Source organism: Falsiroseomonas sp. (assembly GCF_030695085.1).
In the GTDB taxonomy this organism is placed as follows: Bacteria; Pseudomonadota; Alphaproteobacteria; order Acetobacterales; family Acetobacteraceae; genus Falsiroseomonas.
Map to the genome: position 1 here is coordinate 13,511 of NZ_JAUYTS010000172.1, position 21,498 is coordinate 35,008.

Here is a 21,498-nt window from a genome sequence, read left to right on the forward strand (position 1 = left end):
CCGCCCCCGATCGGGCAGCGGGGGAAGTCGCTTGTTCCGATGATGTGGTAAGCGGGGGCGCGGCGCTTCAAGGGGTCATGCATGCGTGTCGAACGGATCTCCCGCTACCCGGTGAAGGGTCTGGCGCCGGAGGTGATGGAGGAGGTGGCGCTGACGCCCGGCCAGGGCCTGCCGCATGACCGGCGCTTCGCCTTCGCCCAGGGCGACAGCCCCTTCGACCCGGCCGCCCCCGTCTGGTTGCAGAAGCGGCATTTTGCCTGCCTGATGGCGAATGCGCGGGTGGCCGCCATCCGCTCCGCCTACGACCCCATCCGCCACAGCCTGCTGCTGCGGGCCGCGGGCATGGAGGATCTGGAAGCAGCGATCGGCACGCAGGAAGGCCAGGAGGCCGCCGCCGCCTGGATGACGGCGTATCTGGGGCCGGAGGCGCGTGGCGCGCTGCGCTTCGCGGAAGCGCCGGGCCATGCCTTCACGGATATCGCCACCAAGGCGGTCTCGATCATCGGCCTGGCCTCGGTGCAGGACCTTGGCGCCCGCTTCGGCATGGCGCTGGACCCGCTGCGGTTCCGCGCCAACATCCTGTTCGCCGGCGCCGCGCCCTTTGCCGAATTCGACTGGATGGGGCGTGAGATCCTGCTGGGCGGCGCCCGGCTGCGGGTGTTCAAGCGCACCCAGCGCTGCGCCGCGACGGAGGTGAACCCGGCGACGGCCGAGCGCGACGCGAAGCCACCGAAATGGCTGCGGGAGGCCTTTGGCCACGCCGATCTCGGCATCTATGCGGAGGTGATCGCCGGCGGGCGCGTCGCGCTGGGCGATGCGCTGGCGCCGGTGCAGGCGGAACTTCTGGGCTGAGAAGACAGGGCCGGGCGCGCGGGCGCCCGGCCAGCGCGATCAATCGTCGCGTTCGTCCCGCTGGTCCGGCCCGGCATCGTCCCGGTCCCGATCCCGGTCCCTGTCACGATCCTGGGCCCGGTCCTGGTCCCTGTCACGATCCTGGGCCCGATCCTGGCCATTCCCGTTCTGATGCGTGTAGGGCGTGGATTGGGCCACACCGCCCTCCCCCGGCTCTGCCTGCCCCTGCTCGCCGCCTTCCTGGTCCTGGCCCTGGTAGCGACGCTGCGGCGGGTAGGGTTGGCCGCCCTGCTGCTGGGTTGCCTGGCTCATGGCGTTCAGGATGCGGAAGTAGTGCTCCGCGTGCTGGAAGTAGCTTTCCGCCATCACCCGGTCGCTGGCCCCGGTCGCATCGCGGCCGAGCTGCAGATACTTCTCGAATAGCTGCTGCGCGGTGCCGCGCAGGCGCATATCCGGGCCGTTGCTGTCGAAGATATGGTTGCGGTTCATCGGCTGATGACCGCCGCCACCTCCGCCGCCGCCGCCGCCGCCACTCTGGCGATACGGCCCACCGCCGCCGCCGCCCCCGCCACCATGGCGATTGCCGCCACGGCCGCGCATGCGTTTCATGTTCATCGGTATGGCGTTCGCCGTCTCGCAATCGCGCCGCCGGAGCAGGGCAAGCCCCTGCCGGGAACGCGGGATTATCGGGTTGCGTCGTCGCGGCAGGCCTTCATGCGACGCAGGTCAAACAGGACCCGGATCATCGCGCTCGCCCAGCCGCTTCTGCCGGCGGTGGGGGGCCACGCCCCTCTCCGCCGCAACAGCTTAATCCCGCGCAGCCGGGCCGACAAACGGTTTTTTTGCAAGAATCAGTGCGCGTTCCACGCCACCGAGGTCTTTTCGGTACCCGAGCAGCCCCAAACCCGCATCCAACGCCAGGGATTCGACCATCCCGCGCTGGCCCTGGCCCAGTTCCAGCACCGCGATCCCGCCCGGGACCAGCAGATGCGGCAGGGCCTTGGCCAGGGCGCGATAGGCCACCAGCCCATCCGCCCCGCCATCCAGCGCCAGCGCCGGCTCATGCCGCGCCACCTCCGGCATCAGGCCGGGGATGGCGGCCGATTCGATATAGGGCGGGTTGGACAGCACCAGGTCGAATCGGCCCGCCAGGGCGGCATCCCAATCCCCCGCCAGGAAGGCGGCACGATCGGCCAGCCCATTCTCCCGCGCATTCCGCGCGGCCAGCGCCGCCGCCGCCGGGTCGCGGTCCACGCCGATGCCAAAGGCATGCGGGCGTTCCGAGAGTACCGCCAGCAGCAGGCAGCCGGTGCCGGTGCCGAGGTCCAGCACCCGCAAGGGCGCCGCCGCATCCGGCAGCGCCTCCAGTGCCGCCTCCACCAGCGATTCCGAATCCGGGCGGGGGATCAGCGTGGCGGGGGAGACCGCCAGATCCAGCGTCCAGAAGCCCTGCCGGCCGAGAATATGCGCCATCGGCACATGCGCCAGCCGGGCGGCCAGCGCCGCGCCGAAGCGCGCCACGGCCTCCGGCGGCACTTTCGCGCGGGAATCGCGCAGCAATTGTTCCGGCGTGGCGCCCATGGCGTGGCCCAGCAGCAGCCGGGCCTCCAGGCGCGGGCTTTCGATGGCGGCCGCGCGCAGCACCTGGCCGGCCTGGCAGAGAAAGGCCCCGACGCTCTCGCCGGGCTCACACCCGCTCATTCGCCCTCGGCGGCCAGGCGGGCGGCCTCATCCTCCGCGGTCAGGGCGCCGATGATCTCCTCGAACTCGCCCAGCATCACGCGGTCGATCTTGTGCAGGGTCAGGCCGATGCGGTGGTCCGTCACGCGGCCCTGCGGGAAGTTGTAGGTGCGGATGCGTTCGCTGCGGTCGCCGGTGCCGACCTGGCCCTTGCGGTCGGCGGATCGCACGCCGGCCAGACGCGCGCGTTCCGCCTCATACAGCCGGGCGCGCAGGACCTTCATGGCCTTGGCCTTGTTCTTGTGCTGCGACTTCTCCTCCTGCATCGCCACCACCACGCCGGAGGGGATGTGGGTGATGCGGACGGCGCTGTCGGTCTTGTTCACATGCTGCCCGCCGGCGCCGGAGGCGCGGTAGGTGTCGATCCGCAGATCGCCCTCGTTGATGTGGACATCTACCTCCTCGGCCTCCGGCAGCACGGCGACGGTGACGGTGGAGGTGTGGATGCGGCCCTGGGTTTCGGTGGATGGCACGCGCTGCACGCGGTGCACGCCGGATTCGAATTTCAGCTTGGCGAAGACGCCGCGCCCCTCGATGCCGGCCGTTGCGCCCTTCACGCCGCCGAGGTCGGACGCGTCATAATCCAGAATCTCAAAGCGCCAGCCCTGGGTCGCCGCATAGCGCTGATAGGCGCCGAACAGCTCCGCCGCGAACAGCGCCGCCTCGTCGCCGCCGGCTGCGGGGCGGATTTCCAGGATGGCGCTGCGGCTGTCGGCCGCGTCGCGCGGCAGCAGCATCAGGCGGATCTCGCGCTCGAGCTGCGGCAGGCTGTCGCGCAACTCGTAGTATTCGGCCTCGGCCAGCTCCCGCATCTCGGGGTCGGCCAGCATCGCCTCCGCCTCGTCGCGCGCCTTTTCGGCCGCGCGATACGCGGAAACCTTCGCCACCAGCGGTTCGAGTTCCGACAATTCCTTGGACAGCGCCCCCACCTGCGCGCCATCGGCGGTGTTCAGCGCGTGCCGCACCTCATCCGCCCGGCTCAGCAGCCGGTCGAGTTTTTGCGGGAGACTCATGCCGAAAGGCGGCTGACCGCCTCCGCCAGCGGCACCACCGCCTGGCTGCCGGCATCGAGGTCGCGAAGCTGCACGACACCCTGCGCCACCTCATCCTCGCCCAGGATCAGCGCGGCGCGGGCCGAAAGCTTGTTGGCACGCTCCATCCGGCGCTTGAGGTTGCCCTTATAGGCGATCTCGGCCGGGATGCCGGCGCGCCGCAGCGCCTGCAACAGGCGGAGCGCCGCCGCCTCCTGCGCCTCCCCCACCGGAATCACCGCGACGGGGCGCGGCGCGGCGGGCGTGGCGGCCAGCAGCATGGACAGCCGTTCCACCCCCGCCGCCCAGCCGACGCAGGGGGTGGCCGGGCCGCCCATTTCCTCGACCAGCCCGTCATAGCGGCCGCCCGCCATCACGGTGCCCTGCGCGCCGAGGCGGTCCGTGACGAATTCGAAGGCGGTGTGGCTGTAATAATCCAGCCCCCGCACGATGCACGGATTTTTCCGAACCGGCACGCCGAAGGTGGCCAGGTGGCGCAGGACGGCCTCGAAGAAGGAAGCGGCCTTTTCGGTCAGGAAAGGCTCGATGGTCGGCGCGGTGGCGACGATGCGGCGGTCGCCCTCATCCTTGCTGTCCAGGATGCGCATCGGGTTCTTCGCCAGCCGCAGCTGGCTGTCGGCCGAGAGACCGTCCTGATGCGCCGTGAAATGCGCGACCAGCGCGGCGCGATAGGCATCGCGGCTTTCCGCATCGCCCAGCGTGTTGATCTCCAGCACCACGCCCTCGCTGATGCCGAGATCGCACAGGATGTGCCAGCCGGCCGCGATCACCTCAGCATCGGCCAGCGGCTCCGCCGCCCCCAGCACCTCGGCGCCGATCTGGTGGAACTGGCGGTAGCGGCCCTTCTGCGGGCGCTCATAGCGGAACATCGGGCCGGCGTAGAACACCTTGCGCGGCAGGTTGGACTGGGTGAGGCCGTTGGAGACCAGGGCGCGGCAGATCCCGGCCGTGTTCTCCGGCCGCAGCGTGATGGAATCGCCGCCGCGATCCTCGAAGGAATACATCTCCTTGGACACGACGTCCGAGGTCTCGCCCAGGCTGCGGGCGAAGACGCCGGTGGCCTCGAAGATCGGCGTCGCCCATTCCTCGTAGCCGTACAGCGCAGTGACGCGCCGGGCGGCCTGGATCACGTGGTGATGCGCGCGGAAATCCTCGCCGATCAGGTCACGGGTGCCGCGGACGGGCTGGAGCGGAGGGTTTGCCATGGCGTGGCGGGTAACGCGGCGGAAGGCGGCGGGCAAGGGGTGGGCGCCTCAGGCGCTTTCATCCCGCGGGACCAGGGGGCGCAGGCGGGAGACCAGGGGCGGCAATTCGTGCACCACCACCCGCCAGACTAGGTCGAGATCCACATCGGCATAGTCATGCACGATCCGGTGCCGCATGCCCGCCATGGCCTGCCACGGAACATCCGCATGGGCGGCCTTGAAGCCGGGCGTCATCCGCCAGGCTGCCTCGCCAACGATGCCGATCGCCCGGATGATGGCCTGCTGGTGCAACTCGCTGGCAAGAAAGGCCCGCTCATCCAGCCCTTCGGCGAAGCGCAAGGCCGCTTCGGCGGACTTCAGGATATCGCGCAGCAGGGCGACGTCGTCGCGGGGTGCGCGAGTCACGCGGCGAACAGTAACTGGGCATCCCCAAGGATGCGGGCGCGCCGGAACTCATTGTGGCTCTTCTCGATCGCAGGCCGGTCGATCAGGTCCACCCGGCGGCCGAAAAGCGCTTCAAGCGAGTCCTTCAAATCCGCAAAATTGGCAAAGTCGAACCGCGCCTTTGGCGTAAACTGGACCAGCAGGTCCACGTCGCTTCGGGCTGGGTCAAAATCCTCCCCCCGCGCGGCGGAGCCAAAGACCTCCAGCCGGGTCACGCCGAAGCGCCGGCACAGCGCCGCGATCTCCGCCTGATGCGCGAGGACCGAGGGGTGCATGGCGCTACTCCGCCGCCTGCGCCGGCTCGGCCGCCGTCGCCGCCGCCGCGGCCTCGGCGTCCTTCGCGGCCTTCATCGCCGCCGCCCGCGTCTCCACAAGCTGCACGATGTGCTCCACCATCTCCTCGGTCTTCACCGTGTGGCTGGTCTTGCCCATGCCGTAGACCATATGCGTGCCCGCCCCGCCGCCGGTCAGGCCGATATCCGTCATCAGCGCCTCGCCCGGCCCGTTCACCACGCAGCCGATGATCGAAAGGCTGATCGGCTGGTCGATATGCGCCAGCCGGTCCTCCAGCTTCTCCACCGTGCGGATCACGTCGAAGCCCTGCCGGGCGCAGGAGGGGCAGGAGATGACCTTCACGCCGCGATGGCGGATATGCAGCGATTTCAGCAGGTCCCAGCCCACCGAGACCTCCTCCTCCGGCTCCGCGGACAGCGAGACCCGCAGCGTGTCGCCGATGCCGGCCCAGAGCAGGGACCCCAGCCCGATGGCGGATTTCACCGTCCCCGCCCGGCGCCCGCCGGCTTCCGTGATGCCGATATGCAACGGGTGGTCGCAGGCCTCCGCCAGTTGCTGATAGGCGGCGACCGCCAGGAAGACGTCACTCGCCTTCACGCTGATCTTGAACTCGTCAAAGCCTTCCTGCAGCAGGTGGTCGGCGTGCCACAGCGCGCTCTCAACCAGCGCCTCCGGGTTCGGCTCCCCGTATTTCTCCAGCAGGTGCTTCTCCAGGCTGCCCGCATTGACGCCGATGCGGATGGAACAGCCATGGTCGCGGGCGGCCTTCACCACCTCCTTCACGCGTTCCTTGGAGCCGATATTGCCCGGGTTGATGCGCAGGCAGGCGGCGCCGGCCTGGGCGGCCTCGATGGCGCGGCGGTAGTGGAAATGCACATCCGCGACGATCGGGACATTCACCTCCCGCACGATCTCGGCCAGGGCGGCGGTGGCTTCCTCCGTCGGCACGGAAACGCGGACGATGTCGACGCCCGCCAGTTCGGATTTGCGGATCTGCGCGATGGTGGCCGCCGCATCTTCGGTCGGCGTATTGGTCATGGTCTGCACGGTGATCGGGCTGTCGCCGCCCACCGGCACCCGGCCGACATGGATCAGCCGCGACTTGCGGCGGATGATCTCCTGGTAGGGGCGGTAGGACATGGGGTTTCCCTGATCTCTGCCATGCGGCGCGACGGGTCGCGCCCCCTCAGCATAGGGTGCCGGTGCCGACTCTCACAGGGGGGACGCGGGAGGAGGAGCGCAGGACGAGCCTGCGCTCAGCGCCGCGGCAGGACGGCGGCGGTGGGGCCTTCCGGGGATTGGCGCAGCCGGTCGGGCGCCAGCGGAATGTTGCGCCGGACGCCGACCTGGCCCTCCAGCACCTCGGACAGCGCGCCGTCGACGACAATCTCCAGCCCCTGCGCCCGGCCGGTATCCAGCAGCAGATTGTCCCGCAGCGGCACCGCCCAGGATTCGCCCGGCCGCAGCACCCGGTTCACCAGGACCTGGCCGGAACGCGGGTCGCGCACCTGCACCCAGGCGCCGTCCGGCCCATCCGTCTTGGCGCGCAACGCCACGCGCGTGCCATCCGGCAGGCCGGGGATGACAATGGGCGGTGGCCCGGCCGGGGCCGCGGGCGGCAACGGGGCCGCGGCGACGGGGGCTGGCGGCACCACCGGCGGCGGCACAGCCGGCACGGTGGCCGCCTGGGCCGAGGTATTGGCGTTGGACCCCGAACCACCCGGCAACTGGGCCAGCCCGCCCGGTGGCGGCAGCGCGCCCAGCGGCAGCGCCCCCACGGCCGGTATCTCGGCGCGGGCGGCCTCACGGCCCGGAAGCTGGCTGCGGCCCTGTTCCGCCGCCGCCTCAAGCCTCTGCGGCACCGGCGGCACCAGATCCACCGTGCGGTTGCCGGCGCCGGAGATGTTGTACCAGGCGACATAGGCGCCAATCGCCAGCACCGCGCCCACCACCACCACGGCCCCGGCCGGCACGCCGCGTTCCGGCACCGGCTCGGGGAAGATCAGATCCGTTTTGCGGTTCGCCCCGGCGCCGGACAGGTCGCGGAAGCGCCGCACCATCTCATCCGCATCCAGGCCGAGCGCCACCGAATAGGCGCGCACGAACCCCACGGCATAGGCCGGGCCGGGCAGGTCGCGGATGCGGCCTTCCTCCAGCGCTTCCAGATAGGGCCGGCGGATGCGCAGGCGCTGCGCCATTTCCTCCACCGACAGGCCGAGCGAGAGGCGCGAGTCGCGCAGATCCTCGCCGACACGGGCGGCCTCGGCGCCGCCGGTGTCGATGTGTCGCTGGGTGCGTTTCAGGTCATAAGCCACGGCTGAGACACCTACCGCGCGGCACATTGCGCCGCAAACCGATTCCGGCCCGAGCGATGCCAATTCTGCGGATGCGTCGTGCTATCCGCGGCGCGCCGCCAGCGCCATCGCGGCCTGGGTGATGAGTTCCTGCACGATCTCCGCCACCGGCTGTTCGCGCGTGACCAGGCCCACGCTCTGCCCGGCCATCAGCGATCCGTTCTCGACATCGCCATCGATCACCGCACGGCGCAGCGCACCGGCCCAGAAATGCTCGATCTCGAGTTGCGCCGCGCCCTTCTCCACCTCGCCGGCCAGGAAGCGGCGGATGGTTTCCGCCTGATGCTCCAGGAAGCGCTTGGTGCCGCCATTCTGCAGCGCGCGCACCGGGATCACGGGGAAGCGTTCATCCAGCTGGATGGTCGGCAGCGCATCCCGCGCGGCGCCGCGGATGAAGGCCTTCTTGAAATTCGCGTGCGCGATGGATTCGGTGGCGCAGACGAAGCGCGTGCCGAGCTGCGCGCCGGCCGCGCCCATCTCGAGGTAGGACAGGATCGCCTCACCCCGGCCGATGCCGCCGGCGACGAAGACCGGCACGTCGCGGATATGCGGCAGGATCTCCTGCGCCAGCACGGTCAGCGAGACGGGGCCGATATGCCCCCCGGCCTCGCTGCCCTCGATCACCAGCGCATCGGCGCCCGACCGCACCAGCTTCTTGGCCAGCGCCAGAGCGGGCGCGAAGCACACCACCTTGGCGCCGCCATCCTTGGCCGCCTTGATGGCGGCGCCGGGCGGGATGCCGCCGGCGAAGACGATGTGCCCCACCTTGTGGTCGATGCAGGTCTGGACGAGCTGTTCCAGCCTGGGGTGCATCGTGATCAGGTTCACGCCGAACGGCTTCTGGGTCAGCGCCTGGGTGGCGATGATTTCCTCCGCCAGGCGCGGCGGTTCCATCGCGCCGCAGGCGATGACGCCGAAGGCGCCGGCATTGGACAGCGCCGCGACCAGGTTGCGCTCACTGACCCAGGACATGGCGCCACCCATGATGGCGTAGCGGCTGCCGAAGAAGGCGGCGCCACGCGCCATCAGCGCATCGACGGCGGCCAGGCACTCTGCCGGGGGGGTTGTGGTCGTCAGCGCATCCATCCGCTCAGCCCTCGCCACGGCGAGAGGGTTCGGGACCGTCCAGCCCATAGGCGGTGTGCAGCGCGCGCACCGCCAACTCGGTGTAGTCGGCGGAGACCAGCACGCTCACCTTGATCTCGCTGGTCGAGATCACCTGGATGTTGATGCCCTTCTCCGACAGCGTCTTGAACATGGTGGATGCGACGCCCGCATGGGTCCGCATGCCGATGCCGACGACCGAGATCTTCGCAACATCCGGATCGGCGATCAGCGCCTCGAAGCCGATCTGGTCCTGCTGCTTCTCCAGAAGATCCTTGGCGCGCGGCAGGTCGGACCGGCCGAGGGTGAAGGTCATGTCCGTGGTGCCGTCGGCGCCCAGATTCTGGACGATCATGTCCACATTCACATTGGCCGCCGAAAGCGGGCCGAAGACGGAGGCGGCGATGCCGGGCCGGTCCGGCACGCGGCGGAGCGTCACCTTGGCCTCGTCCCGCGAATAGGCGATGCCGGACACGATGGGCTGTTCCACGATCTCATCCTCATCCACGACAAGCGAGCCTGGCTTGTCCTCGAAGCTCGACAGCACCTGCACCCGCACCCGCTGCTTCATGGCGAGTTCCACGGAACGGGTCTGCAACACCTTGGCCCCGACCGAGGCGAGTTCCAGCATTTCCTCGTAGGAAATCTTTTCCAGCTTGCGGGCGCGCGGCACGATGCGGGGGTCGGTCGTATAGACGCCATCCACATCGGTGTAGATATCGCAGCGATCCGCGCGGACGGCGGCGGCGATGGCGACGGCCGAAAGGTCGGACCCGCCGCGGCCCAGCGTGGTCACGCGGTTGTCCGGGCCGATGCCCTGGAAGCCGGCCACCACCGGCACCTGGCCCATCTGCATCCGCTCGATCAGCAGCGCACCCTCGATGCTGTCGACGCGCGCCTTGCCATGCGCGTTGTCGGTGCGGATCGGCACCTGCCAGCCCTGCCAGGACCGCGCATCCACCCCCACCGTCTGCAGCGCGATGGCCAGAAGGCCGATGGTCACCTGTTCGCCGGTCGCCACCACCGTGTCGTATTCCCGCGCATCATGCAGCGGCGACAGTTCCTGGCACCATTTCACCAGCTGGTTGGTCACGCCGGACATGGCGGAAACCACCACGGCGACCTCATGGCCAGCCTCCACCTCGCGCTTCACGCGCATTGCCACGTTGCGGATACGGTCGAGGTCGGCGACGGAGGTGCCGCCGAACTTCATCACGATGCGGGCCATGCTCGGGTCCGGGGGGTAGGTCCAGGGGTTCGGGCGAGGCAACCCCTGTTGCGCCTCGCCGGGGCGCGGACAGATAACGGGGGGATGGCTCGCGGGCAACCATGTCCGGGATGTGACGCGGGGCCCGACGAAGGAAATGCAGCCATGAATGGCACGACGCTGGCGGCCGAGCGGGCCAAATTCGATGCGCTGGCCGGCCAGTGGTGGGACCCGGACGGCCCGATGAAGCCGCTGCACCGGATGAATGCGCTGCGGACGCGCTGGATCGCGGACCGGCTGGGCGGGAATTTGGCCGGCAAGACCATCCTGGATGCCGGCTGCGGCGCCGGCCTCGCCGCCGAGGCCTTCGCCCGCATGGGCGCCACCGTCACCGGCCTGGACGCCGCCGGCGCCGCGCTGGCCGCGGCCCGCACCCATGCGGCGGCCGGTGGGCTGGCCATCGAATACCGCCAGGGCGCGCCGGAGGATCTGCTGGCGGAGGGTGCGCGGTTCGATGCCGTGGTGGCGCTGGAGGTGATCGAGCATGTGGCTGACCGCGCGCAGTTCTGCGCGGCGCTGGCCGCACTCGCCAAGCCCGGCGCGCCGATCTTCCTCTCCACCCTGAACCGCACCGCACGATCCTTCCTGTTCGCCAAGCTCGGCGCCGAATACCTGCTGCGGCTGCTGCCGGTGGGAACGCATGACTGGCGCATGTTCGTCACCCCCGGCGAGCTCGGCGCCGCGCTGCGCCCCACCGGCTACCGGATCACGGAGCTCGCCGGGATGAGCATGTCCCCCACCGGACAGTGGCGGGAAACGCGCGACCTGGCGGTGAACTACCTGGCCATGGCCCGCCGCTGAGGCCCCCCACTGGGCAAAACCTGCCGGTCAAGGCCGCACTTATCCCCAAAGCCGGGGATTTCCCTGGGGATAAGCCGTGGCATGTCCTGTGGAACCCCAGGCGGCAGCTTGCCGCGTTGCAATGTTCCTTCTGTGTTCGCGAAGCACCTGAAAATATTAATGAACCCGGCCGGTGTATCCGGAGTGTCACACAAAGGTTTTCCACATTTGCGGGGGTAAAGCTGTGGAGAAACCATTGGGAAACTTCGCGCAGACGGTGCGCCGAAAGCCCGTTGACAGCGGAAGCATGCAGATTGGCCAAGCGGGATCGTTGCCGGCCCCGGGGAACTGCATCGTGATATTTCGAATGATTAACGGCGCGGCAGCCAGGCGGTGAATTCCCGGGCGAGCCAGGCGGCCTGTTCCGGTTTCAGCTCCCGCTCATGCCGGGCGGGCACCGCCTTGTTGCGGTAGGTGAAGGCAAAGCGCTGCACCCACAGCCGCACCAGCCAGTTCGGGCAGGATATCCCCAGATCAGCCTTGATCGCCTCCACCGCCTCGGCCATGCGGAAGGCGCAGATGGTGTAGTCCAGCTTCAGGGTGCGCGGCAGCGCCGCCCAGATGGCCTGTTCGCCGAGGTAGCGCCGCACACCGGCCACCGCATCCTCCAGCGTCACGAATTCGGCGAAGGCCACCTCCCCCCGGCTGCGCGCCAGCCGCCCGGCATCCAGCAGGGACAGGCAGATATCGCGCGGGTCGCGGTGGTTCACATGGGCCGAGACCAGCCCCTGCGCCGCCAGCGCCTGGTATTCCGCCACCCAGTCCGGGCCGGGGCAGGCATGGGTCTTCACCAGCAGGATGCGCCCCTCCGCCGCCGCCGCCAGGCCGCGCAGCGCCTCGGCCGTCAGCGCCTGGGCGAAGTTCACCTTGTGGCCGCCGGGCAGCAACGCCTCCGGCAGCAGGGGCTGGCGGTGGCCGCCGAGGCGGGCCACGGCCTTGGCCAGTTCGAAGGCGAGCGTGCTGCCGGATTTCGGGATGCCATAGCTGAAGACGAGCATCCGGAGGGGCTCCGTTCAGCTATCCGCGCGCGAGACCCAGGGCAGGCGGGCGATATCGATGCCGTCCTCGGCCAGCGCCTCGGCCTCGGCCTCGGTCGCCTCGCCATAGATGCCGCGGGATTCGACCTCGCCATTGTGGATCTTGCGCGCTTCTTCGGCGAAGCCGTCGCCGACATAGTCGCAGGATTTCTCCACCTCGGCGCGCAGGCGCTGCAGCATGGAAAGAAGCTGCGCCGGGATCGGCCCGGCGGCGACGCGCTGGGACATGCCGCCATCTTCCGGCGGCGGGCTGGTGGGCGGGGGCGTGGGCGCCTCGGCGGGCTTGCCGTCCTCCTCCACAACCGGCGCCGGCGCGGCCTTCTTGCGGGATTTGCGGACGGCCGGCGCCATCAGGGCGCGGGTGACCTGGGTGCTGCCGCAATGCGGGCACTCCACCAGGCCGGCAGCGGCCAGCTTCTCGAAGCCCGCGCTGTCCTGGAACCAGCCATCGAACTCATGCGTCGCGGCGCAGCGAAGCTGGTAGTGGATCATGCCATTCGGTCCCTGCGGATCGCGGGCCTCATCCGGCCAGCAGCGGATCAAGCCCGCCCTTGCGGTCCAGCGCCATCAGATCGTCGCAGCCGCCGATATGGCGGCCATCGATGAAGATTTGCGGCACGGAGGTGCGACCACCGGAACGCGTCTGCGCCTCCCGCCGGGCATCCGAGCCATTGGGCGCGTATTTTTCCTCGAACTCCACCCCCTTGCGGGTCAGCAGCGCCATGGCGCGCGAGCAATAGGGGCAGAAATCCTGGGTGTAGATCTCGATCTTGGCCATTTTGCTGAAATCGGGCCGCGCGGGGCTGCGGTCAAGCCTCCCGCTGCGGTCAGCCTTCCGCCAGGCGCGGGTCCGGCACGCGGGCGGCGGCCAGCACATCCACCGCGGTGGCGCCGGCCGCCAGCAGCGCCAGCGCGCAGGCCTCCGCCGTGGCGCCGGAGGTCATCACATCATCCACCAGCAGCACCCGCCGGCCGGCCACGCGCCGCGCCGCGGCCGGCGTCAGGCGGAAGGCGCCGGCGAGCAATGCGGCGCGTTCCGCCGCGCTGCGGTCACCCAACGGCGGCGTGGCGCGAGGGCGCCGCAGCAGGTCCGGGATGCAGGGCCGGCCGGACAGCACGGCCAGCCGCCGGGCGAGCAGCGCCGCCTGGTTGTAGCGCCGCGCCAGCAGCCGCCGCCAATGCAGCGGCACCGGCGCCAGCAGATCCGCCCGGCCGAGCAGTTCCGCCCCGGCACGCGCCATCATCGCCGCCAGCGGCCCGGCCAGTTCCGGCCGGTCCGCATGCTTGAAGGGCAGCACCAGGCGCTGCGCCCCGGCATCATAGCGCAGCGCCGCGCGGGCGGCGGCGAAGGCGGGCGGGCGGGCGAGGCAGGATGGGCAGACCCCGCCCGGCCCGGCCTGGCCGGCATGGATGAAAGGCACGCCGCAATGTGCGCAGTAGGGCGCCGTCACCTGGGTCAGCAGGCGAAAACAGTCGCCGCATTGCGTGCCCTGGCGCTCCACCGGCGCCTCGCAGGTCAGGCAGTTGGGCGGCAGCAGCGTATCCAGCGCGATGCGGCCCAGCCTGTTGAGAAGCGCGCTACCAGGCGCCGAAGGGGGCATCGCCATCGCGCTCCACCGCATGCACCAGGTCGATCTCCCAGGCGAGATAGGCGCGCATGGCGTCCTCGACGCCGCTGTTGCGGTCATAGGGGCGCAGATAGGCGTCGATGCAGGCCTCGTCCGGCGGGTCGGTGCGGCCGGATTCCAGCGGGAAGCCGGCCGCCTGCCAGGCTGCCGTGCCGCCCTCCAGCACCGCGACCTCCGCCACGCCCAGCCCGCGCAACTCCGCCGCGCCGAGGGCGGCAAGGTCTGGCGAGGGCGCCGCCACCACCACCGGCCGCCCGGCTGGCAGGCGCGGCAGCACGGCATCGAGGCGCGTCCGCACGCCCCAGATGGCGCCCGGGATATGGCCGGCGCGGAAGGCGAGCGACCGGGCGAGATCGACCACCGCCACCGCCCCGGCCCGCACCGCATCCGGCGCCACGCGGGGGATATCCGGGCGCAGCGCATCCGGCAGGCGGGGCGTGACGGCGCCGGTCTCCAGCTTACCTTGCAGGCCGTCGGAGAGAACAAAGACCTCCCAACCGCCCAATTGGCGCAGCCAGCCGGCGGTCATCGCGGCGCGGGTGCCGGTGTCGTCCACCAGCACAATCCGCGCCCCGCGCACCGCCACCCAGCCATCGGTGGCCTGCACCAATTGCCCGCCCGGCGCGCTGGCCGAGCCCGGCAAATGGCCGGCGGCGAATTCGGCCGGGTCGCGCACATCCAGAAGGTAGGTGCTGCGCCCGGCCTCGGCCTGCATCGCCGTGAGGCCGGCGCGATCGGTCCAGCGCACGCCCACCCCCTCCGCGAAGCGGCGGGCGCGCAAAAGGGTCTCGGCGGCATCGGCGGGGGTGCCCGCGGCGTAGCGCTCCTCCCGGCCGCGGTTGCAGGTGAAGCCGGCCAGTTCCCAGCCCATCGTGCCGTTGCGCAAAGCCACCACCCGGTTCGGCAGCCCGGCCCGACGCAGGCTTTCGGCGCCGAGGATCGATCGCGTGCGGCCGGCGCAGTTCACCACCACCGTGGTGCTGGGCCGCGCCAGCATGCCCGGCACCCGATAGGCCAGTTCCGCCCCCGGCACGTCGATGGCGCCGGGGATGGACATGGCATGGAATTCCGCCATCGGGCGGCTATCCACCACCAGCAGATCCTCCCCCGCCGCCTGCATCGCGGCCAGTTCCGTGGCATCGACGGAGGGGGTTTCGTAGTGATGCTCCACCCATTCGCCAAAGGCCTTGGAGGGCACGTTCACGCCGGAGAACAACTCATACCCCGCCGCCTGCCAGGCGGGCGTGCCACCCTCCAGCACCGCCACATCGGCGCAGCCCAGGCTTTGCAGTACGGTGGCCAGCCGTTCTGCATGGCCCGCCCCGCCATCCGTACACACCACCCGCACATCGCGGCGCGGCAGCAGGCCCGGCGCGCGCAATTCGGCCTGGGACAAGGGGCAGGGCACCGCCCAGAACAGGTGGGAGGCGCCGAATTCCCCCTCCTCCCGCGCATCCAGGATGGCGAGCTCCCCGCCATCCCGCAGCCAGGCTTTCAAGGTGGCGGGGGCAATCCGTGCGGTCATGTGTGGCGCGTCCTCATTCCTTGCCGAAAGGCTAGACCGGCTTGCCGCCGGGGCGAAGCGGGCGCATCTGCCGGGGATGGATGCGATGCAGGTTTTCGACCGCAAGCTGGTGCGCCGGCGGCGCGACCGGGCGGCCGCCACGGTGGATCAGGTGGCGCCGATCCTGGCGGATTGCGCGGAGCGGCTGCTCGACCGGCTGGAGGATACGACGCGCCGCTTCAGCCGCGCGCTGGAGATTGGCGGCCGCGGCGTGGTGGCGCCGATGCTGCGCGCGCGCGGCATCGCCTCCGTCATCTCCACGGATCTGTCCCCCGCCATGGCGGCGCGCGCCGGCGGCCTGGCGGTGGCGGCGGATGAGGAATTTCTGCCCTTCGCGCCGGAGAGCTTCGACCTGATCGTGGCGTCCCTGTCGCTGCATTGGGTGAACGACCTGCCGGGCGCACTGATTCAAATCCGGCGCGCGCTGGCGCCGGATGGGCTGTTCCTGGCCTCCCTGCCCGGCCTCGGCACCCTGCAGCCGCTGCGCCAGGCGCTGGCGGAGGCGGAAAGCACCCTGCGCGGTGGGCTTTCGCCCCGCATTTCCCCCTTCCCGGAACTGCGCGACGCCGCCGGGCTGCTGCAACGCGCCGGCTTCGCCCTGCCGGTGGCGGATGTGGAGGAGGTGGGCCTGGCCTACCGCACCCCCTTCGCCCTGCTGGCGGATCTGCGCGCCGCCGGGGAGGGCAATGCCGTGCTGGCGCGCGACCCGCGCACCCCGCCGCGCGCCCTGTTCCCGATGGCCGCCGCCGCGCTGCCCGAAGGCGACCAAGGCATCACGCCCGGCCTGCGCCTGCTGATGCTGACCGGCTGGGCGCCGCATGAAAGCCAGCAGAAACCCGCCCGCCCCGGCAGTGCCACGCATCGCCTGGCGGATGCGCTGGGCACGACCGAACGCAAGGCGGGCGAGCGGCCGAATTAGGGGCGCAGCCCAGACCCGCACCCCCGCGCCTTGCATCCCCTGGGACCGCAGCGCATCTTCACCCACATATATTCGCAGCAAATCCGGACGGTCAGCACATCATGGAGCAGCAAGGCGGCGAGAGCCGTCGCATCACCCTTCACGCCCCCGCCGATTTCGAGGGGATGCGGCGTGCCGGCCGGCTTGCGGCGGAAACCCTCGACATGATCACCCCGCACATCCAGCCGGGGATCACGACGGAGGCGATCGACCGGCTGATCCACGACCACATCCTGGCCCAGAACGCCATCCCGGCGACGCTGGGTTATCGCGGCTACACCAAATCCTCCTGCACCTCGATCAACCATGTGGTCTGCCACGGCATTCCGGGGGACCGGGTGCTGCTGGATGGGGACATCATCAATATCGACGTGACGGTCATCCTGGATGGCTGGCATGGCGATACCAGCCGCATGTATGTGGCCGGCACGGCCGCCACCAAGGCGCGGCTGCTGATGGATGTCACCTATGAATCGATGATGCGCGGCATCGCGGTCATCAAGCCGGGCGCCACGCTGGGGGATATCGGCCACGCCATCCAATCCTATGTGGAGCGCAACCGCTTTTCCGTGGTGCGGGACTTCTGCGGCCATGGCATCGGCCGGCGCTTCCACGAACCCCCCAACGTGCTGCATTTCGGCCGTCGCGGCGAAGGCCCTGTCCTCAAGCCCGGCATGTTCTTCACGGTGGAGCCGATGGTGAATGCCGGGCGCCCGGAGGTGAAGGTGCTAGATGATGGCTGGACCGCCGTGACCCGCGACCGCAGCCTTTCGGCGCAGTTCGAGCATATGGTCGGCGTGACGGAGGATGGCGTGGAGATCTTCACCCTCTCCCCCGCCGGGCTGCACAAACCGCCCTTCGGCGCCTGACCGGGCTGGGGCGGGCCTTTCGGGCGCATGAGCCTCACGCCGCTGCTCGCCGCCTCCGCCACCATCCAGCTGCACGCCTTCGCCGCCCTGGCGGCGCTGGGCCTGGGGCTGGTGCAGGTGCTGGCGCCGAAGGGAACCCTGCCGCACCGGACGCTGGGTTGGGCCTGGGTCGGGCTGATGGCGGTGGTCGCGCTTTCCTCCTTCTGGATCACCTCGCGCGGCGCCTATTCCTGGATCCACCTGATTTCCGGCTGGACCCTGCTGATGCTGCCACTGGCGGTGCTGGCCGCCCGGCGCGGTCGGGTGGTCACGCACCGGCGCAGCATGATGAGCCTGTTCCTCGGCGCGCTGGTCATCGCAGGCGCCTTCACCCTGCTGCCCGGCCGCATCATGGGCGCGGTCGTCTTCGGCTGGTGACGCGCGACGGTTGAACATCCCCCGGCTTCGTTGCACCCTGGTATCCGATCAGGGGAGCCAGGATGGCCCGCAAGCCGCAATTCTCCGAGGCCAGCGCCGGGTTCGGCGGGCTGTTCACCGCCGTCACGCCCGAGCCGGCGGAGGCGCCGCCGCCCGGCCATCTCGGCCACCGCGCCCGCATGCGGACCCGCCTGCTGACCTCGGGCCCGGACAGCCTGCTGGACCACGAGATGCTGGAGATGCTGCTGTTCCAGGCGCTGCCGCGCCGGGACACCAAGCCCATCGCCCGCGCCCTGCTCGCCCGCTTCGGCAGTTTCGCGAACGCCATCGCCGCCCCCGCGCGAGACCTGCAGCAGGTGGAGGGGATGGGGGAGGCCGGCGCGGCGGCGCTGAAGACCGTGCATGGCGCGGCGCTGCGGATGATGCGGGCGGAGGTGAAGGACCAGCCCGTGCTGAACAACTGGGACCGGCTGATCTCCTACCTCTCCGCCGCGCTGGCCCGGGAATCCATCGAGCAGTTCCGCTTGCTTTTCCTCGACAGCAAGAACCGCCTGATCGCCGATGAGGCGCAGGCCCGCGGCACGGTGAACCACACCCCGGTCTATCCGCGGGAGGTGGTGAAGCGCGCGCTGGAATTGCAGGCCACCGCGCTGATCCTGGTGCACAACCACCCCTCCGGCGATCCCACCCCCTCCCGCGCCGATATCGAGATGACGCAGGAAGTGAAGGCGGCGGCCAGCGTGCTCGGCATCACGGTGCATGACCACCTGATCGTCGGCAATGGCCGCCACCTGTCCTTCCGGCGGGAGGGGCTGTTGTAGCCCGAAACAGGGCGCAACCTGCCAGCGTTGACCGCAGCCGCCGGGGTTGGGCATGCTACCGAAACATGCCCCGCCCCTCGAAGCTGATTCCTGCCCTGCTTCTCGGCCTGCTCCCTGGCCTTTTGGCCAGCGGGGCCGCCTTCGGCCAGGGCAAGCCGCCGCCGAGCAACATGCCCGGATTCAGCCAGGGCTTCCCGCCGCTGCCCACCAGCAAGCCGCCACCGCTGCCCGCCGGGCCGCAGGCCGGCATGGTGCCCCCCGGCCCCCAGGCCGGCATGGTACCCCCCGGCCCCCAGGCCGGCATGGTACCCGGCAAGCCAGGCGCACCGCCGGCGGCGGGCACCGGGCGGATGGTGTCCTCCGGCACCGGCTTCGTCGTGGCGCCGGGGCGGGCGCTGACCAACGCCCATGTGGTGGAACGCTGCCGCGCCGTGCGCGTGCGCCTGGCCGATGGCACGGACGCCACCGCCCGCGTGCTGCGCGCCGACCGCCAGCGCGACCTGGCGCTGATCGAGGTGCCGCGGAACGCCGGCCCGGCCCTGTCCTTCCGGCGGGAGATGAACATCCGCCGCGGCGAAGGCGTGGTGACCTACGGCTTCCCGCTCGCCGGCATGCTGTCCTCCGGCCCGACGCTGACGACGGGGGAGGTCTCAGCCCTGGCCGGGCTGGCGGATGACCAGCGGCAATTCCAGATCTCCGCCCCGGTGCAGCCGGGCAATTCGGGCGGGCCGCTGCTGGACCTGGCCGGCCATGTGGTCGGCGTCATCGTCTCCAAGCTCAACGCCGCCCGCGTGGCGCAGCGCACCGGCGACATCCCGCAGAATGTGAACTTCGCGGTGAAGGGCAACGAGGCGGTGGACTTCCTGCGCGATGCCGGCATCACGCCCATCTTGGCGGATGGCCCGGCGCGCACGGCGGCGGAGGTGGGCGAGATCGCGCACCCCTCCACCCTGTTCATGCGCTGCATGGGTTAGCTTTTTCGCAGCATCCAGGCGACCACGGCGGCCAGCAGGACGGAGGCCACCCACCAGGGTTGCCACACGCCGAAGGAAAGCTGCCAGGTCACCACCGCCGATACGGCCATGCCGAAGCCCGCCGGGCTGGCACCGGCGGCCAGCAGCGCCGCGGCGCCCAGCGCCGCACCCAGCAGAGCCCCCACCAGCCCCAGCTCCAGCCAGATCTGCAAGGCGGCATTGTGGGTGTGCAGCGGCAGGCGGCGGGCTGCCGGCGCGCTGAACCAGGCCCGCGCCTCCGGCGAGGTCAGGCCGTAGCGGTCCAGATCGGCGCGCGGGAAGTTCTCGCTGCCACCCGGAATCGCGCGGCTGGCCTCCATGCCCCAACCGAGCAGCGGCTTCTCGGCAATCCGGTCCACCACGAAATCCCAGATCAGGACGCGGTGCGCGGCGGATCGTGGCAGCGGCTCCAGCGACGGTGCCTGGGCCAGGCCGAAGGTGAAGACCAACGGCCCCGCCACGCTGAAGGCGGCGAAGCCCAGCGCGGCCAGGCGCGGCGCGGCACGCGGCAGGAGCATCGCCAGCCCGCCCGCCGCCAGCCCCGCCAGCGCCGCGATCTTGGCGGAATCCGCCGGCAGCCACAGCACCACCGCCAGCCCCGCCGCCACCAGCACCCCCCGCAGCGCCCAGGCCATCGGCACCGCCAGCACCAGCGGCAGCAGCAGCATCATCAGGGACATGGCCGGCTTCAGCCCGAAGCTGATCGCCGGCATGTCCGGAAAGCCGCGCACCGCCAGCCGCAACCAATTGCCGCTGGCATGGTCCACCGCCGCAAGCGCCAACCCCACCGCCAGCCCGCCCGCCAGCGCGAGGGCCAGCCGCCGCGGCGCCGCTTCCTCCGCCAGCGCCCGCGCCGCCATCAGCGCCAGGCCCAGCAGCGCCGCCAGCCCGCCGATGGTCTGCACCGCCCGCCCCGGCTCCGGCGACCACAGCGCCGCCACCGCGCACCAGCCGAGCAGCGCCACCGCCAGCCAGCCGACCCGCTCCATCTCCATTCCCGGCCGGGGCCAAGGCCAGGCGCCCCGCACGCGGCGATGCGTCACCACCGTCAGCAGAAGCGCCACCGTCACGGCCAGCGCCATTGCGCGGAACTGCGCCACGGCCAGGCCCGGCGCCACCGCCAGCAGCACCGCCACCGGCGTGGTCGGGCTGCGATGCCAGGCCAGGCTCACCGGCGCCATCACTTCCGCCCCCCATGCCGCTCCGGCTCCAGCCGTGCCTTCAGATAGGACAGCAACGGAAACGCCCCCGTGCAGAAAGCCAGCAGCACACCCCAGGCGCCCTCCCGATACCCCTTCCGCGACACATAGGATTTGAACCCGCGCGAGACGAAACGCCGCAGATTGGCGGCCAGGCTGCCGATGTTCCCGCTTTCCAGCAGATCCGCCGCCTTGGCCGAGGAATACTTGTCCAGCCGCCGCAGCATGTCCGACACGTCCCGATCGACCAGATGCACCAGCGCCCCCTGCTCGATCCGCGGCCCCTGCTCGCCCACCCAATCCAACCCCGGATGCACCCGCTGCGCCCGCCACTGCTTGGCACCCCGCCGGAACAGGCGCGGCACCGAAGTGGTCCCGAAACTGCCCGCCCAGCCAAAGCGGATCAGCCGATCCCCCACGTAATTATCGACCATGACCTGATGCCAGGCGAAGCCCGACTCGCCGATCACCCGCCGCACCGCCACCGCCAGATCCGGACTGACCCGCTCATCCGCATCCACCTCCAGCACCCAGTCACCGGTACAGGCGGCAATGCCGGCATTGCGCCGCGCACCCTCCAACTCCCACCCCCCCTCTACCACCACAGCCCCCGCCGCCCGCGCCAACGCCGCGGACCCATCGGTGCTGCGGTCCAACACCACCACCACCTCATCCGCAAACGCCACCGACGCCAAACACGCCGGCAACCGCTGCTCCTCATTCCGCGCGACAATCAGCGCCGACAGGCGGGGTGGGGACATCGGACTGGCCTCGAAAGGGCTGGAAAATGGGCGCTGGTTGTTTGCAGGGGGCGCTGCCCCCTGCACCCCCGCCAAAGGG

General features: G+C 70.7%; 24 protein-coding genes. 7 read left to right on the forward strand and 17 right to left on the reverse strand.

What is annotated here, in order from left to right:
- Positions 1–81: 81 nt before the first annotated feature.
- Positions 82–852 carry an MOSC domain-containing protein gene (locus Q8S40_RS18985; protein ID WP_305671651.1) on the forward strand — a complete coding sequence of 257 codons (771 nt, stop codon included), beginning with the start codon at positions 82–84 and terminating at the stop codon, positions 850–852.
- 39 nt (positions 853–891) lie between these two features.
- Here Q8S40_RS18985 and Q8S40_RS18990 read toward each other — a convergent pair whose 3' ends face one another.
- The 10 genes from Q8S40_RS18990 to Q8S40_RS19035 form a co-directional block, all read right to left on the reverse strand.
- Complete coding sequence (locus tag Q8S40_RS18990) at positions 892–1,341, reverse strand: DUF4167 domain-containing protein (RefSeq protein ID WP_304808429.1); 450 nt, start codon at positions 1,339–1,341, stop codon at positions 892–894.
- Positions 1,342–1,659: 318 nt separating this feature from the next.
- On the reverse strand, positions 1,660–2,553 hold the full coding sequence (prmC, locus tag Q8S40_RS18995; RefSeq protein WP_305671652.1) for a peptide chain release factor N(5)-glutamine methyltransferase: 894 nt from the start codon (positions 2,551–2,553) through the stop codon (positions 1,660–1,662).
- On the reverse strand, positions 2,550–3,605 hold the full coding sequence (gene prfA, locus Q8S40_RS19000; RefSeq protein WP_305671653.1) for a peptide chain release factor 1: 1,056 nt from the start codon (positions 3,603–3,605) through the stop codon (positions 2,550–2,552). Before prfA ends, prmC begins: the two co-directional genes overlap by 4 nt.
- Complete coding sequence (gene hisS / locus Q8S40_RS19005; protein WP_305671654.1) at positions 3,602–4,849, reverse strand: histidine--tRNA ligase; 1,248 nt, start codon at positions 4,847–4,849, stop codon at positions 3,602–3,604. Before hisS ends, prfA begins: the two co-directional genes overlap by 4 nt.
- A gap of 48 nt (positions 4,850–4,897) precedes the next feature.
- Positions 4,898–5,254 carry a DUF86 domain-containing protein gene (locus tag Q8S40_RS19010; RefSeq protein WP_305671655.1) on the reverse strand — a complete coding sequence of 119 codons (357 nt, stop codon included), beginning with the start codon at positions 5,252–5,254 and terminating at the stop codon, positions 4,898–4,900.
- The gene (locus Q8S40_RS19015) at positions 5,251–5,568 is read right to left on the reverse strand and encodes a nucleotidyltransferase family protein (RefSeq protein WP_305671656.1); all 318 of its coding nucleotides are present in this window, start codon (positions 5,566–5,568) and stop codon (positions 5,251–5,253) included. Before Q8S40_RS19015 ends, Q8S40_RS19010 begins: the two co-directional genes overlap by 4 nt.
- Before the next feature lie 4 nt (positions 5,569–5,572).
- Positions 5,573–6,727: a flavodoxin-dependent (E)-4-hydroxy-3-methylbut-2-enyl-diphosphate synthase gene (gene ispG / locus Q8S40_RS19020; protein WP_305671657.1), complete on the reverse strand. Its 1,155-nt coding sequence runs from the start codon at positions 6,725–6,727 to the stop codon at positions 5,573–5,575.
- Between the two features lie 116 nt (positions 6,728–6,843).
- Positions 6,844–7,902: a helix-turn-helix domain-containing protein gene (locus tag Q8S40_RS19025; RefSeq protein ID WP_305671658.1), complete on the reverse strand. Its 1,059-nt coding sequence runs from the start codon at positions 7,900–7,902 to the stop codon at positions 6,844–6,846.
- A gap of 81 nt (positions 7,903–7,983) precedes the next feature.
- Positions 7,984–9,027 (reverse strand): nitronate monooxygenase family protein, encoded by a 1,044-nt coding sequence (locus Q8S40_RS19030; RefSeq protein ID WP_305671659.1) that lies wholly within the window; start codon positions 9,025–9,027, stop codon positions 7,984–7,986.
- A gap of 4 nt (positions 9,028–9,031) precedes the next feature.
- On the reverse strand, positions 9,032–10,273 hold the full coding sequence (locus Q8S40_RS19035) for an aspartate kinase (RefSeq protein WP_305671660.1): 1,242 nt from the start codon (positions 10,271–10,273) through the stop codon (positions 9,032–9,034).
- A 144-nt stretch (positions 10,274–10,417) separates the two neighbouring features.
- Here Q8S40_RS19035 and ubiG point away from each other — a divergent pair, with 144 nt between their 5' ends.
- A complete protein-coding gene (gene ubiG, locus Q8S40_RS19040) occupies positions 10,418–11,113 on the forward strand; it encodes a bifunctional 2-polyprenyl-6-hydroxyphenol methylase/3-demethylubiquinol 3-O-methyltransferase UbiG (protein WP_305671661.1) in 696 nt (231 codons plus the stop codon).
- A 350-nt stretch (positions 11,114–11,463) separates the two neighbouring features.
- Here the strand turns inward: ubiG and Q8S40_RS19045 are convergent, their stop codons facing one another.
- The 5 genes from Q8S40_RS19045 to Q8S40_RS19065 are packed head-to-tail and all read right to left on the reverse strand — an operon-like array spanning position 11,464 to position 15,342.
- A complete protein-coding gene (locus Q8S40_RS19045; protein ID WP_305671662.1) occupies positions 11,464–12,150 on the reverse strand; it encodes a hypothetical protein in 687 nt (228 codons plus the stop codon).
- Positions 12,151–12,165: 15 nt separating this feature from the next.
- A complete protein-coding gene (locus tag Q8S40_RS19050) occupies positions 12,166–12,732 on the reverse strand; it encodes a DUF1178 family protein (RefSeq protein ID WP_371136860.1) in 567 nt (188 codons plus the stop codon).
- Positions 12,710–12,967 (reverse strand): glutaredoxin 3, encoded by a 258-nt coding sequence (gene grxC, locus Q8S40_RS19055; RefSeq protein WP_304808451.1) that lies wholly within the window; start codon positions 12,965–12,967, stop codon positions 12,710–12,712. The genes Q8S40_RS19050 and grxC overlap by 23 nt, the downstream gene beginning before the upstream one ends.
- Before the next feature lie 49 nt (positions 12,968–13,016).
- Positions 13,017–13,790, reverse strand: coding sequence for a double zinc ribbon domain-containing protein (locus tag Q8S40_RS19060; RefSeq protein ID WP_305671663.1), 774 nt, complete (start codon positions 13,788–13,790; stop codon positions 13,017–13,019).
- Positions 13,768–15,342, reverse strand: coding sequence for a rhodanese-like domain-containing protein (locus tag Q8S40_RS19065; RefSeq protein WP_305671664.1), 1,575 nt, complete (start codon positions 15,340–15,342; stop codon positions 13,768–13,770). Before Q8S40_RS19065 ends, Q8S40_RS19060 begins: the two co-directional genes overlap by 23 nt.
- Before the next feature lie 85 nt (positions 15,343–15,427).
- On the opposite strand from Q8S40_RS19065, the gene Q8S40_RS19070 reads away from it, so the two are divergent.
- The 5 genes from Q8S40_RS19070 to Q8S40_RS19090 all read left to right on the forward strand — a co-directional run bounded on the left by Q8S40_RS19070 (position 15,428) and on the right by Q8S40_RS19090 (position 19,420).
- Positions 15,428–16,300 (forward strand): methyltransferase domain-containing protein, encoded by an 873-nt coding sequence (locus Q8S40_RS19070; RefSeq protein ID WP_371136861.1) that lies wholly within the window; start codon positions 15,428–15,430, stop codon positions 16,298–16,300.
- Positions 16,301–16,401: 101 nt separating this feature from the next.
- Positions 16,402–17,208: a type I methionyl aminopeptidase gene (map, locus tag Q8S40_RS19075; RefSeq protein WP_305671666.1), complete on the forward strand. Its 807-nt coding sequence runs from the start codon at positions 16,402–16,404 to the stop codon at positions 17,206–17,208.
- 27 nt (positions 17,209–17,235) lie between these two features.
- Entirely contained in the window at positions 17,236–17,625 is a 390-nt protein-coding gene (locus Q8S40_RS19080; RefSeq protein ID WP_305671667.1) for a DUF2306 domain-containing protein, read from the forward strand.
- Positions 17,626–17,687: 62 nt separating this feature from the next.
- The gene (gene radC, locus Q8S40_RS19085; protein ID WP_305671668.1) at positions 17,688–18,446 is read left to right on the forward strand and encodes a RadC family protein; all 759 of its coding nucleotides are present in this window, start codon (positions 17,688–17,690) and stop codon (positions 18,444–18,446) included.
- A 65-nt stretch (positions 18,447–18,511) separates the two neighbouring features.
- A complete protein-coding gene (locus Q8S40_RS19090) occupies positions 18,512–19,420 on the forward strand; it encodes a S1C family serine protease (RefSeq protein WP_305671669.1) in 909 nt (302 codons plus the stop codon).
- Here the strand turns inward: Q8S40_RS19090 and Q8S40_RS19095 are convergent.
- Together Q8S40_RS19095 and Q8S40_RS19100 are read right to left on the reverse strand one after the other, a co-directional pair.
- Entirely contained in the window at positions 19,417–20,631 is a 1,215-nt protein-coding gene (locus Q8S40_RS19095; RefSeq protein ID WP_305671670.1) for an O-antigen ligase family protein, read from the reverse strand. The genes Q8S40_RS19090 and Q8S40_RS19095 overlap by 4 nt on opposite strands.
- 8 nt (positions 20,632–20,639) lie before the next feature.
- The gene (locus Q8S40_RS19100; RefSeq protein WP_305671671.1) at positions 20,640–21,419 is read right to left on the reverse strand and encodes a glycosyltransferase family 2 protein; all 780 of its coding nucleotides are present in this window, start codon (positions 21,417–21,419) and stop codon (positions 20,640–20,642) included.
- Positions 21,420–21,498 lie beyond the last annotated feature (79 nt).